This is a genomic window from Paenibacillus solisilvae (assembly GCF_042656405.1).
Classification (GTDB): domain Bacteria; phylum Bacillota; class Bacilli; order Paenibacillales; family Paenibacillaceae; genus Paenibacillus_Z; species Paenibacillus_Z solisilvae.
In genome coordinates, this window is sequence record NZ_JBHSOW010000049.1 from 53,313 (window position 1) to 67,301 (window position 13,989).

General features: G+C 53.9%; 5 protein-coding genes and 2 pseudogenes. 1 reads left to right on the forward strand and 6 read right to left on the reverse strand.

What is annotated here, in order from left to right; translation table 11 throughout:
* Positions 1 to 75: 75 nt before the first annotated feature.
* The 5 genes and pseudogenes from ACFPYJ_RS14815 to ACFPYJ_RS14835 form a co-directional block, all read right to left on the reverse strand.
* Complete coding sequence (locus ACFPYJ_RS14815) at positions 76 to 2,823, reverse strand: sensor histidine kinase (RefSeq protein ID WP_379188932.1); 2,748 nt, start codon at positions 2,821 to 2,823, stop codon at positions 76 to 78.
* Between the two features lie 17 nt (positions 2,824 to 2,840).
* Positions 2,841 to 4,151, reverse strand: a complete 1,311-nt coding sequence (locus tag ACFPYJ_RS14820; RefSeq protein ID WP_379188952.1) for a response regulator — start codon at positions 4,149 to 4,151, stop codon at positions 2,841 to 2,843.
* Positions 4,152 to 4,448: 297 nt separating this feature from the next.
* Positions 4,449 to 4,964 (reverse strand): annotated as a pseudogene (locus ACFPYJ_RS14825) (reverse transcriptase domain-containing protein); the annotation flags it as partial.
* An 84-nt stretch (positions 4,965 to 5,048) separates the two neighbouring features.
* A complete protein-coding gene (locus ACFPYJ_RS14830) occupies positions 5,049 to 5,915 on the reverse strand; it encodes an aldo/keto reductase (RefSeq protein ID WP_379188933.1) in 867 nt (288 codons plus the stop codon).
* A gap of 375 nt (positions 5,916 to 6,290) precedes the next feature.
* The gene (locus ACFPYJ_RS14835; RefSeq protein WP_379188934.1) at positions 6,291 to 7,058 is read right to left on the reverse strand and encodes an SDR family NAD(P)-dependent oxidoreductase; all 768 of its coding nucleotides are present in this window, start codon (positions 7,056 to 7,058) and stop codon (positions 6,291 to 6,293) included.
* A gap of 108 nt (positions 7,059 to 7,166) precedes the next feature.
* Between ACFPYJ_RS14835 and ACFPYJ_RS33205 the strand changes: the two are divergent.
* Positions 7,167 to 7,308: pseudogene (locus ACFPYJ_RS33205) on the forward strand (transposase); the annotation flags it as partial.
* A gap of 383 nt (positions 7,309 to 7,691) precedes the next feature.
* Here the strand turns inward: ACFPYJ_RS33205 and ACFPYJ_RS14840 are convergent.
* The gene (locus ACFPYJ_RS14840; RefSeq protein WP_379188935.1) at positions 7,692 to 13,985 is read right to left on the reverse strand and encodes a glycoside hydrolase domain-containing protein; all 6,294 of its coding nucleotides are present in this window, start codon (positions 13,983 to 13,985) and stop codon (positions 7,692 to 7,694) included.
* Positions 13,986 to 13,989: the final 4 nt, after the last annotated feature.

A 13,989-nucleotide genomic window follows, 5' to 3' on the forward strand; every position in this document is an offset into this window, starting at 1 on the left:
CTGAATTTCATTGCAGGTCGTCATCGCCTTTAGAATTCAAAAGTCGATGGCAATCATCCAATTAGACGGTCATTTCTACGGAGTGTGCAGCGGCACCGTCAGGGTAATGGCCGTCCCCTTCATTTCGCCGCTTTCGATGGTCATGGACGTGCCTTCCCTGTAAATAAGCCTGAGCCGCTGATAGACGTTGCGCAGCCCTATGCCGTTCTCATCGCTTTGCGCCTTCCCGTATTCCCGCTCCATGTCCGCTCTCACGTGCACCAGCGTCTCTTTATCCATGCCGATCCCGTTATCGACGATTCGCACCTTGAGATTGCCGTTCTCCGCCGACGCCGAGATGACGATTCGTCCGCCATCCTCCCAGCCCTCGAAGCCGTGCTTGATCGCGTTCTCGATGATCGGCTGCAGCACAAACCTCCCGATCGATCTGCTCTTCAGCTCGTCTGGAACCTCGTAGTCCACCTCGAAGCTGTGGCCGAAGCGGATCTGCTGGATGGTGACGTAGTTGGCGACATGCGCCAGCTCCTTGTCCAGCTCCACGATATCCGAGCCCTTGGCGATGCTGTAGCGAAACAAATCCGCCAGTGCCCTGACGATCGCGCTCACCTCGAGATTGCCGCTCTTCATGCTGCGCATGTTGATGACCTCCAGCGTATTGTACAGAAAATGCGGATTGATCTGTGCCTGCAGCATGTCGAGCTCGGCCCGCGTCTTCATCGCGATCAGCTCGTTCTCTTCGCACATCACGCGGTGCAGCTGGTCGATCATGCGGTTGTAGCTGCGCACGATGCCGCCGATTTCCGTATTGTCGATATCCTCAAGCCGCAACGACAAGTCCCCTTCGCCTACCCGCAGCATCGTCTCCTTTAACCGATGGATCGGCTTTACCAGCTGGATCGCAATCGGAACTGCCACGGCGATAGACAGCAGCAGCACGATCGACGTGAACAGCAGAAACTGTTGCTGATACTCCCGGTTCATCTCCAGCACGTCGGTGAAGACGAAGCCGATCGTCAGCTTCCAGTCCGTGTTCGGAATGCCGATCGTGGAGAAATGCCAGCCGGGATCGTCGACGGCGGCGTTCGCGCGCGACTCATAGATCATATGTCCTCTGGCGTCGGCGATAGTGTACGACGTATTGATCAAGCCCGAATCGATGTTTTCGAAAATCGACTGCTTCGGCACCATCAGCAGATAGGTGGCTTCGCCGGGGCCTTCCATCCGCTTTAGTAGCGCGGTTGACAGTGGATTGAAGACGTTGTTGTAATTCGTGATCCAATACGGATCGTCGCGGTCCTTCAAATAGTCTGTGTCGGTATTGAAAGCGCTCTTGTTGTTCGAGAAAATGGAAGAATAAATACAGTTGCCGTTCTCGTCGAGCAGGACGAAATACGAAATGTCATTCAGGCCCGGAAACATGAGCAGATTGGTCGGGAGACCGCCCATCAGCAGCGGGGTCGTATAATTGTTTGTCACGTAATCCTGCAGCTGCCGGCTAGCGGAAATTTCTTTCAGGATCGTTTCCGTGAACTGTAGCCGGTTGTGAATGCTGACAGCGGAGAAGCGGCTCGTCACGTTGACCGACGTCTGCATCTCCCGCTTGGTGTCGTGCTCCGACAGCCACGCGTACAGCACGCCATCCGAGACGGCGGGAACACCGACCGCGACGATGAGGGCGAGAATGATTTTGTTCCGCATGGAAACGGCGTGGAAGCCTTTCTTGATCAGATCATCCGGTAGTGTCCGCAACAGCCACTCGCTGCTGAGCGAGAAGCTCTTGATTTGAATCGAAATCATGCGGAACGGCTTAAACACCTGCTTGAGATACAAGTAGCTGAACAGGATCGTGATGAGCAGCGTCACCAGCGACAGCACAGCCATTTGGTAGATGCGTTCGCCGCGGAGCGCCCCGGTTCCGCCGTCCTTGTCGGTGTAAACGATGCTGAGGTTAAACGGCGTCAGCTGCTTGACCGCGTTGTTGTAGGACGCGGTGTCCGCCTGTCCTTCCTTCGACGCGTTTGTTGAGCCGGCGCCGGTGTCCTCCAGCCCGCTCAGCGGGTTTGAAGGCGCGGTCGTCCACAGCAGCCGCTTGTCCTTGCCGACGACGGAGAAATACGTCCCCTCCGGCGACTTCTCGGGAATGGCCTGCTGGAAGAAGCGGTCGCTCAGCACGATGATCGTGAGCACGCCGTTCTCGTTGCCGTTCGAGAACACGAGCCGGCCCTGAATTTCCGCCATGAACTCCTTCAGCTGATTGATGTCCGCCTTCTCCAGCATCGGGTTGTTCGTGCGGAACGCCTGCGCGAAGTCCGCCTGCGTGTACCGCGTCAGCTGCTCGCGGTCCGGCAGGATCAGCTTGTCCAGCTTGGAATAATGCAGCCGGTCCTGATCAACCCGGGGCAGGTCCACGAAGGAAGCGGATCCGATCTTCTGCGCCAAGGAGCGCTGGACGAAGCTCTGTCCCAGGAAGTAAACCGCCCGAAAGGAATCCGGCGACAGGTCGAGCGTATTGAACTTCTGCTGCAGCTCCCACATACCGAGGGTCGCGACGTTATCGCTGCGCAGACGCATGAGGTTCTTATAGTAATCGCTGAACTCCGGCGTCTGGAGCAGCAGCATCAAATTGTCGATGTTGTTCAGCTGAACGAGCACGTTCTGCTGAAACTGGTAGAGTATGTCCTGCGTTCGCTTCTCGTGCAGCGACTTGTCGATGGCATCTATGTACGTGATGCCGATATAGGCAAGCGCAAGTTGCGTGACCAGGGTAAGCGCCGCTGCGAGAATGACGATCCGCCGGAGCGTCGGTCCGAACCGTTTGATCATGCCGTGTCCCTCCGGGTTTACCGCGATTTGCTGCGGTATTCGTGCGGCGTCCTGCCCGTGTATTTCTTGAAGACCTCTGTGAAATAAGCCGGATCGGAGTAGCCAACCTGCTCGACGATTTCATAGATTTTGAGATTCGTTCCGCTGAGGAGCTCCATGGCCCGCTGCAGCCGGATGGAAGTCAGAAAGCTGAGGAAGGTTTGACCCGAGTTTTTGAACAACGCGAAGAGATGGCTGCCGGAGACATGCACTTGCTCCGCAACCTCCTTCAGGGTCAGGCTGCGGTCGTAATGGTCGCGTATGTACTGCTTCGCCTGCACCAGAAGCATGCTGACCGGCTCCGCTTCTTGGCTGCCTTCGGCGACGGTCACGGCGGCAAATTGTTCCTTTCTGGCGAGGACGAGCGGTGCGAGCTGGGGATTCTGGGAGGTCCCGGGCTGCACGGCCGCAAGCGTTCCCTCTTCCATGTTCGCGGACAGCGCCGCGGACGCCGCCTGCGCGGATAGGTAGATATTGGCTGGCGATCCGACCGTATGGCCGATGCCGCCGGAGAAAGTGGATTTAAACAACCCTCTGTACTTGCGCCAGAGCGGCAGCAGCTCGGCGAAATGCGTTTCGGCGTCCGGCTTTGTGGATAGCACGTAAGCTTCGCCCGTCTGTCCATTCACCCAGTGGTAGCCAATCTCCTTGCCTTCCCACAAATCGGTCAAAATATTGTCTAGCGAGAAAACAAGCAGTTTCTTCTCCTGGTCTCCCATGCCTGCCCCAGAAGATGCCAGACGGTCCGGACGAAAAACCGCGATCTGGTAACAGGTGCCTTCGAGCAGCACTTCGCCGTCGGAGCATCCCTGCTCCAAATCGACCTCGGAGAGGCGCTCCTGAAACAGGCGGCGCAGAAAATCGGCGCGAAGCACCCGCGTAAGTATTTCCGCCTTGCGCTTCAGCACGGACACGCGGAATTCGGCCTGCTTCTCTTCGCGCAGCCGTTCGACCGCTTTGGCGAACGTGTCGTACAGCATCTGAAACTGCAGTGGCTTGAGCAAATAATCGATTGCTCCGAACTGCAGCGCCTTCTTGGCATATTCAAAATCGTTGTAGCCGGATAGGATGACGACACGAATGAACGGATATTGCCCGTTCAGCGAAGTCATCAGCTCGATGCCGTCCATGAACGGCATCCGGATATCCGTAATGACGATATCGACGGGATGCTCCTCGACAAATTGAAGCGCTTCCAAACCATGCGAGCAACAGCCCACCACTTCGATTCCGACCTGATCCCACGTCCACGAAGCCAAGCCCTCGCGGATCTCTCTCTCGTCATCCACGATCAGCAGTTTATACAATTTATTTCCTCCCGCTGCTATGGTTACCAGTAAGTAACATCATTGCTAGATTGATTCCAGTATACTGATGTCAAGGACGATTTACGCGACTTTTAATGGGCCCATGTTTTTGACTTCCGACAGTTGAATTGTGCTGGTTGAACATCGAAAAGGGCTTCATTGATGGATTCAACTTTTCCAAGTATCATTTGTCGAACAACGTTAATCGTGTGTAATATCGCATGGGAACATTTTGTATCGTCCCCGATATTGCCGGGGCGGAATGGGAAAATCATGTCGGATGCGGCTTTCCATCGACTGGGATCGCGTTCGGTTCGTTAGTTCCCGTACCCTCTCTTTGAAACGCGAGATGGTTTGCGGCGCTAGACGTATCGCCGCTTTCTTGTCTCTTAGGAAACTGAATCCTAGGAACTTGCGGTTCCAAGGACGGTCTACCGCACTCTTTGCTCGATTCACGTTCAGTTTCAGCTTTCCTTCTACGAAGCGTGTTACCAACTCCATGACGCGCTCCCCTGCACGCTTGCTAGCAACGAAAATGTTGCAATCGTCTGCATATCGGACGAATCGCAGTCCTCGCTTAGTCAACTCTTTGTCCAGATCGTCCAGCAGAATATTCGCTAGGAGCGGACTTAATGGGCCCCCTTGCGGCGTTCCCTCGTCCGTTTTCTCTAGCCTTCCGTGTGCCATGACCCCAGCGTTCAGGTAGGAACGAATCAGTTTCAGCACACGCTTGTCTGTCACTCTCCTCGCTACCCGAGCCATGAGCATGCCATGGTTGACTCGGTCAAAGAATTTCACCGTATAGATGACGCCCATGCTGGGCGTACACGATAGAGCCGCCCTCCAATTGGAAGGGCGGCTCTTTGTCAACGGATGCGATTAAGCCGTGGTTTGGGCGGCGATGCCGTTCAGCTCGGCAACGTCCTCGGCGGACAGCGTAACGTTTGCCGCGCCAGCGCAGTTGATGATGTTGGTTGCTTTGCTCGCGCCGGGAATCGGAAGGATGGCCGGTGACAATTGGAGCAGCCAGGCAATTGCGATCTGTTGCGGCGAAGCGTCATGCCGGTCGGCGATCCGCGAAAGCGTTTCGTTGCTGCCGATACCGCGTGCGTTGCCCATGCCGTTCAGCGGGCTGTACGGCAGGAAGGCGATGCCGAGCTCTTCGCAGCGCTTCATCACGTCCATGGAAGAGTGGTCAAACAGGTTCATGCGGTTTTGGACGCTCGCTACGGTCACGATTCCGCGAGCTTCTTCAAGCTGAGCAACCGAAACGTTCGACAGCCCCACATGAACGACTTTCCCTTCCCGCTGCAATTCCGCGACCGCCCCAACGGACTCGGCGAAAGGCACCTTCGGATCCGGACGGTGGAATTGATAAAGCGCAATCGCTTCGACTCCGAGCGCGCGAAGGCTGTCCTCGCACGCTTGACGCAAATGCTCGGGGCGTCCGTCGGTCTCCCAGCGCCCTTCCGGACGGATATGCCCGCCTTTTGTCGCCACGATGGCTTCGGGACGGTTTTGCAGTGCTTTGGCCAGCAGACGTTCGTTATGACCATTTTCGGTAGAATTCAAACAGTAGGCATCAGCTGTATCGAACAGCGTAATGCCCTGCTCCAATGCGGCATGAATCGTTTTGATGCCGTCTTTCTCGGGCGGACGCCCGTTAACGGACAACGGCATGCAGCCCATCCCTATTTCTCCGACGAAAAGTCCCGTCGAACCCAATTTACGTTGTGGCATTGTCATTATAAAACCTCCTTGAGAGATGAGTTTTTTATTGGAAGTATCCAAATGTGACGATGAAATATTTCCATTTTCAAGTATAGCAGTTTGGCTTTTTCAACTGTAGTACTGAAATAGAGTTCATATAGTTACCTCGATGTTACTGGCCATGATAATGAACTAGCATCTGCACCCAAAAAATAGAATGACCATTTCTTTTGATTTCCAGTCTCAATCTCAAACAAAGATTGAAATGTTGAGTTCGAAAGGCAGTTTTGTATGACGAATAACAACAACATACGTTTTATTTTTTTATACTACGCGCTTCGGACCTTCGCATTGTGCTATCGTGCCCGATCGTATTATGAACTCACCAGATCTTTCTGGTCGACCTCATTTTTATGTGGCCGTAAAGCCTCCATCAATCACTATTGAAGATCCCGTCATAAAGCTGGAGGCTTCCGAGGCTAAGAAGACCGCTGCGCCTCCAAGCTCCTCCGGCCGCCCCCACCGGTTTAATGCGATACGATCCAGGAAAAATCGGCTCGCTTCCGAATTGTTGAATACCGGAGTATTGATTTCCGTAGCAAACGGACCGGGGCATAAGGCATTTACCGTAATGTTATAAGGCGCCAATTCCAACGCAATGACTTTTGTAAACTGAATAAGACCTCCCTTGCTCGAGCAGTACGCGCCCCGCTCCGGCAAAGCGACAATGCCTAACATGGAAGAGACATTGATGATGCGGCCGTATTGTTGATTTTTCATATGCTTAGCTACAGCGCGAGTGCATAGAAAAGGAGCCTTCAGATTCGTATTTTGTACAAGATCCCAGCTTTCTTCATCTAATTCGTCAATCGGTTTACGAATATTGATGCCCGCATTGTTTATCAGTATATCGATGCGCCCGAACTGCTCAACAACCGATTGAACCATAGTCTCCACTTGATCCGTATCTGTCACGTCTACCTCCAGACCTAATGTGTGCCGGCCAGTAGCCTGTGCAATAGCTTCAGCGCTTGACTGTGCCATTCCGAGATCTCGACTCGTCAGGACTACATTGGCACCAGCCCCGGCCAACGCATTGGACATTGCAAACCCAAGACCCTTGTTCCCACCGGTTACAAGCGCCACTCTATCATTAAGCTTAAACATATCGAGAGTCATTCCCAGTTCCTCTTTTCTTATGTGTATTTTGTTATCAGTTATAACAACAGTAAAGTATCTCAATCATCACCTTTTTATTTTCTCCATACGAAGGTAAAAACCGATTGATTTGATCATGCAATAAAGCCTGCTGCATTTGCTGGCATCGACCCAAGCGTCTTCTCTTCCGGCAAGTCTACTAGAAACACAATTTACATCTTCTCGAAACACAACTAAACGCGGATCCAGAAACCTTCGAACAACCTTATACCCTTATACCTAGCCATATTTCTCAGGAAATCCTCCCCCTAACTGCAGGGAAGGCTATTTACTATGCTCATTTTTCAGTATAGCATCGTAGAGTTAATCTAATAAGTTTTAAATATTTACAAGCTATTAGCTAGAATAGTGTGGAAAAGGCAGCCGATTTTTGCCAGCTGCCTCAGACTCGTCTTTGCTGGCGAAGCCCGGATTGACCTTAAATTTAGTTTTGGAATTCTTGGACGTTTGATATCCGCTCCATCGAATCGAGTAATATATTCGGTATTACAACGAGGTACGGATTATTCAACTGAAACTAATCAAGCTGACGCCGCTTGAGATCGGCGTCAGCTTGTAGGTTAGGGGCATTTTTCACTGTCTAAAGGGCTGCCCTTACGGGTGCATCGTTATTACTTTGGTAAATTTCATCTTATCGAAGTTCCCTACATACAGCAGGCCTGATGTCGTCGAGCCTTTGAACACGACACAGATCGTTTGATTGCCGGTTACCAATTGATCTAGATGCGAGGTGACGGTTTTGTAATTATCCCAGGCGCCACCCGTATTCGGGAGGTTGACCTTGCCGATAATATCGCCATCCTTGTTGTTCAATCTGATCTCCGCCACGACATCGTTAGGCGCCCTGTTGGAAGGCGAATCATAGTCGATGTCGATGGAATTCTTACCTTGAGCGCCCAAATCGACATTGTAAATCAGCCATGCACCCGTAAAGGTGTTGCCGACAATGGTTCTGTCAATGCCTGCCGGACGGGTTTCCGTCTTTAACGGATTGTTGTTAAAGGTGTTCTTTTCCGTCGACCAGCTGATCTTGTTCTCAAGCTCCACGGTCACGTCCGCTTCCGGCTGCTGAGCGCTTAACGAGAAGCTAGCATCATCGAAGTTGCCGACGTATTTCTTGCCCGTCTCACCTGAGCCCGCGCTGCCGGTAAACACAAGATAGATATCTTGAATACCAGAAATCTTCTGCATCAAGCTGCCGGCAACCGTCGTATACGTCGTCCAATTTGCTGCCGTCGGAGGCGTTGCAATCGTGCCCACCAGGGTACCGCCAGGGCTGCCCAGATGAACCTCGACCGCGGAGTTTGCATAAGAGTTGCCCGTATTGCCCGCATACTCGATTGATAACTGGTCAACGCCGTGACTTCCGAAATCCATTCGTTTAAATGCCAACCATGCGCCGTTGAACGTATTCGCTACTTGCAGTCCGCTCTTGCCGCCTTCCGTTTTAAGCGGCGTATTGTTGTTGTTCGGATTCGTTGCCGTCGTCCACGCGTCGTACTTCTCCAGCTCCAGCTTGGCGAAGTCGCTGCGAACGGCTGCGTAGCCCAAAGTAAAGCTGTCGAAGCTGCCCACGTAAGGAAGCGCGCTCGACGTGGTGCCTTTCAATACGATGTATACGTCTTGGCTGCCGGATATCGTTGTCGCCAAATCCGCAACGACCGTGTTGTAGTGACCCCAACCCGTTCCCGTATTCGGTAGGTCGACCGTGCCGACAAGCAGGCCCGCGATTCCGCCCAGCCTAATTTCCGCCTTGATGTCCGCAGGCGTTTTGTCGTCCGGGGCGTCATAGACGATCGCAATGTTGTTTCTGCCCTTCTGACTGCCGAAATCGACATTTTTGAAGGATAGCCATGCACCGTTGAACGTATTGCCGATCGTCTGTCCGCCGTTATTGTCCTCTACTGCCAGCGTTCCGCCCATATCGGGGCTGACCGCTTCCGTCCAGTCGGTTTTCTGCTCGAATTCGAGCTTCAAGACGTCCGCATCCGGCTGATCTCCCGGGTCCCCAGGATCCCCTGGGTCTCCCGGCGTCTGATCGTTGAAGGAGAAGCTTGCATTGTCGAAGTTGCCGATGTATTTCTTGCCCGTCTCGCCTTGGGCAGCGCTGCCGGTCAGCACAAAATAGATATCTTGAATTCCAGTAATGGTTTGCGACAAGCTACCGGTGACCGTCGCATACGTTCCCCAACCGTTTGCTTCCGTCGGAGGCGTTGCAGTCGTACCGATCAGCGCACCGGTCGGGCTGCCCAGATGAACCTCCAAGGCGGAGTTTGCGAACGTGTTGGACAAGTTGCCCGAGTATTCGACGGAGAATTGATTCACGCCCTCGCTGCCGAAATGCATGCGCTTGTAAGCGAACCATGCACCGTTGAACGTATTGGCGACTTGTTGCCCCGCTCCGTTTTTGCCAGCTTCCGTTTTCAACGGGCCGTTATTAGCCGGATTCAAGTCTGTCGTCCATTCGTCATAGGTTTCCAGTTCCAGCTTGGCAAAATCGCTTCTGACCGGCTCGTAGCCGAATTTAAACCAATCGAAGTTCCCGATATAAGGGAGATTGTTTGGCGTGCCAGCTACCATCACGACATACAATTTCTGCGCTCCCGTAAGCGTTCTGCTCAGGTTGGCTTTCGTCGCGATATAGGAACCCCATCCGCTCAGCTTATCCTCCAGATTAACGGTACCGACAACCTCGCTGGTGATGCTGCCCAATCGGAACTCCAGCTTGCTGCCTGCCGGCACTTTATCTGTAGGCGCATCGTATTCAACGGTTACGTTGTTCGATCCGGTCGTGCCGAAATCGACATTATAGGCCAGCCAAGCTCCGTTGAACGTATGTGCAACTACGACTCCGCCGTTGCTTGCTTCCGTGCTCAGTCCCCCGTTGCCGGCTGGATGCGTGGCTGAAGTCCACTCCGTTCGTTCTTCGAATTGTACGGTCAAGCCGTTATCCCCCGGCTCTCCCGGCTCTTCCGGCGCATCCGGTTCCGGCAATGGCAGGGGTACCGGAATCGGATCCTCGACGGTCGGCGGTCCTTCCGGATCAGGTAAGGTTCCTGGTTCCGCCTGATTTTCGATCGGATCGGCCAGCCACAACGGCGATTGGTAAATATCTCCGTTGAACTCGTTCACCAGGTAGACATTGACCTGATATTTGCTTGCATTCACGTTATAGATTTGCGAAATGTCGAAGCTTCCCTGTTTGACCGGCACTGCGCTGGACAACCAAGCGCGCTGATTACCGTCCATCAGTTGGAAGACCACGACTGCCGAATTGACATAGTCGCCCTTCAAGGTACCGGTAACATCGACCGTCATGTTGCCATCCCGATGGATATCGGCCTTGAGATCGTACACATCCCATTTCACGTCCGATGTATAGGCCGCATTCGAGATCAGCGCTTCGCCTGCCGCGCGGTTCATGTCCGCATTGGCTTTGGCTCTAACCTGAATCGCGCCTGCCGCATAATTAAGCGGTCCGACCGTCTGCGGATTGGACGTGGCAGGTCTCCACGTTTTGCCGCCGTCCGTGCTGAATTGATAATCGGTCGCTGGCTCGATGCCGTCCGCCGGCGTCCATCCGAAGGTGTTCGCTTTGTCGTCCACGGCCGGATTCGTCGGCGCAGCCGGGATCGTCAGCTTTCTGACCGCTTCAAGGCTGAATTCGAACGCGATATCCGTGCTCGTTCCGTTGACCTGATGCACCTCGGCAGTCAAGACGTTCTCGCCTTCGACCAGATATGCCGGATCGATGACGAATCCGTTCCGGTCGCGTTCATCCGCTACGGTCGCGTTCGCGTAGGTGTTGTAATTCACGGTTCCCGTCGGCATGTTGGTACGGGAGATTTCATGCCCGTTCAAGTACACGATCGCGCCGTCGTCGCGAATCAAGCTGGCATCCAGCTCGAGAATGTTCTTGACGTCCTTGGCATTGAAGGTTCTGCGGAAATAAGTCGTCGGGTATTTATTGTTGACGTTCGGCCCGTAGCTGACCTTCGTCGCCGGTTTGCCGTAGCTGTCGTATCCAAGCATGGCTTGGCCGGAGCTCCAGCTGCTATCGTCGAAATTCAGGTCCGTCCAGCCATTGCCGGCGTATTGGCCTTTATCGAGAAATTTCCACGTCGATTTCTCGGCAATCAACGGCTCGTGGTTTAGGTTGTTGTCGATATCCGCCGAGTAATCGATCGCCGGCGGAGCAGCGCTTGCTTTGGCGCCCCAGCTGGTGTTCGGCTTGCTGCCCATATGGAATTCCAGCGTGCCGCCGGCCATCAGATCGTCGTATTTAATCCAAGCTTGATCGAAATTGTTTCCGTTCAGCTCCGCGGATTGAATAAAACGATTTTCGCTGGATACGTCATCTGCTTTGATCGTCAACGTTTTGCCGCTGCCCATATGCAGCTTCACCTCGGAGAAAATCGGGGAGCCGATCAAGAAATCCGCTTCGCCCGGGTTCCCAGGGAACAAGCCCAACGCGCTGTACACGTACCAAGAGCCCATGCCGCCGGCATCGTCGTCCATCGAGGACAAGTAGCCTTCCGGATCGTCGCGGTAGACGCGCGATTTCATCGGATACATATACGCCCCGTGGTTGTGGTATTTCTGGGTCACGACTTCAGTCGTAAACTCTCTTGCGTAATATTGCGTCAGATAAGGATAGCCCAGGTAGTCGAACAAATACGGCGCCTGAATATCCTCTTCATTGATCGCCATATATTCGTCGATCGCGAAGAAATGCAGCAGCTGCTTCGCCATCTCCGTTTTGCCGCCCATCAGCTCGGCCATGCCGTTCACGTCCTGAGGCACGGACCAGCGGTACTGCCACAGGTTGCCTTGGTACGCATACCGGTCGACCGCCAAAATATCGCCGGTGCCGACCGTCGTGCCGTTCGGCGTGAAGAAGCCGGTCTTAACGCCCTTCTCGTCCACTTGATTCTTATTCCACAGATTCTTATAGGACAACGCGAGACTTTTGTACTTGTCATACGTCGCTTTATCCCCGATCAATTGAGCTAATTTCATCGGGAACGAAGCGCTGTTGTACTTCTCCAGCTTGCCGGAAATATCGGCGTCGCTGATCGAGAAGTTGTCCGCATCGACGGCCATTCCTTTCAAGGCTTTGTACACGTCGAAATCCTTGAAGCCTTTCGCATAAGCATCGAGAATAACGGCACCGTTAAACTCGTTCCGTACAGTCGGACTCGGCCAGTAGCCGTCGCCGTATTGAGTATAGGAGCCGCGGGTGCTGTAAAGATCGACCAGCGACTTCACCATGTTGTTGTAACGCTGAGGCTCGAAGAGCGAGAACATGGCGTACTTGCGGAAATCATCCCACGTCGTCCAGCCGTTGTAATATTCGAAATCATCGCCAAGCTCGGAGGCTTGGCGAATGGTGTTCTCGTCTCTAGCCGCCTTGAACGTGCCGGCCGAGCTGGTGACATTCTTCGGGCTCAGGTAAGAGTGGTACATTTGCGTGTAGAACACGCGTTTGTTCTCTTCGTTCGAATCCGTGATCTCAACCTTGTTCAGCACGCTGCTCCAAGCGTCTCTCGCCTCCGCGTGACGCGCGTTGAAGTCCAAGTCCGAGTATTGGCCGCGCTCGGCTTGCGCCTGTTCCACACTGACCGTCGACAGGCCGACTTCCGCTTGAATCACTTTGTTGTCTTGCGTGTTGAAATTGACCCATGCGCCGCTTTTGTAGCCGGTGCGCTGTGCCACTTGGCCTACCGCATCGTCTTGCCACGTGCTGTAGGAGTCAAAGTTATGATCGAACTTAATGGAGTAATAGATCGTGTAGTAACCATATCCGCATACGTTCTTGGACTTGATCATACCCGTGATTTCGTTGTTGCTCTCCACTTTCAGGTTGGCATCCACCATGCCTGCGTACGAGTTGGAGAGGTCAACCAATGCGGAGCCCGTATTCGCCGAGTTCGGGAACGTATACTTGTGGAAGCCGACGTTGTCCGAAGACGTCAGCTGCACGCCGATGCCCGATGCGAGTGTCACGCCGTAGTAGCCTGCGGAAGCCTGCTCGCTGCTCTTGTCGTACTTCTGCTTATAATCCGCGACGTTCTTTGTAAAATCGCGCGTCTCTGGCATCATGAGAATGTTGCCGCCGCCGCCGCTGCAGCCAACGCCGCTGAAACGAAGATGCGAGAAGCCCTTCAAATATTTGCTCTCGTAGTAGTAACCGCTGAATGCCCCGCCATCGCTGTCAGGACCGAGGGATACCAGGCCGAAAGGCGTCGTTGGACCTGGGTTCGTCTGCCCGTTGTCGCCCAGCGTGTTGATAAACGGATCCACATAGTCGATCGGCGCCAGGTTCGTTGCCGGACCGACCGGGGTTTGATCCGCATCGACCCCATACAATTCCAGCTCGTACAGACGGGCCGTATTGTTGTCGTAAGCGGCCTTGTCGATATAAAGCCGCACGTACCGCGCTGCGAACGGCGTCACTAAGCGGTCCACGATCGTTTGCACGTTGCTCTTCACGACGTCGACGTCTGTCCATGTTGTGCCGTCGCCGCTCTTCTGAAGCCGGAAATCCTTCGTGTTCCAGAAAGGGCTGTTCGACGTCTCGTTGATGGCCGCGTTTTGCACGGCCCATTCGTTGATGTTGTAGACTTTGCCCAGGTCGAGCATCAGCCATTTTTTCGAAACGGATGTATTGTCGCACCATTTCGTGTCGGTTTTGCCGTCAACGGCATTGCTGGCGCCCTCGTTCGCGTTGCACTGGCCGGAAGCCGTCGCGGTCGCTCCGAGCGCTACGTTCTTGGTCGGCTCGCCTTGAACCGCCGTCGCCGCGGACACGATTTCCGAGGATAACGGCACCAGCATGTTGTAGAGGAACAATGCCGTCATTACAACTGCAAGAAGCTTTTTACACATTCGA

Coding starts and splice junctions, on each gene's coding strand:
- ACFPYJ_RS14840 (WP_379188935.1), bottom strand. CDS start 13,985: ATGTGTAAAAAGCTTCTTGCAGTTGTAATGACGGCATTGTTCCTCTAC.
- ACFPYJ_RS14815 (WP_379188932.1), bottom strand. CDS start 2,823: ATGATCAAACGGTTCGGACCGACGCTCCGGCGGATCGTCATTCTCGCA.
- ACFPYJ_RS14830 (WP_379188933.1), bottom strand. CDS start 5,915: ATGACAATGCCACAACGTAAATTGGGTTCGACGGGACTTTTCGTCGGA.
- ACFPYJ_RS14835 (WP_379188934.1), bottom strand. CDS start 7,058: ATGACTCTCGATATGTTTAAGCTTAATGATAGAGTGGCGCTTGTAACC.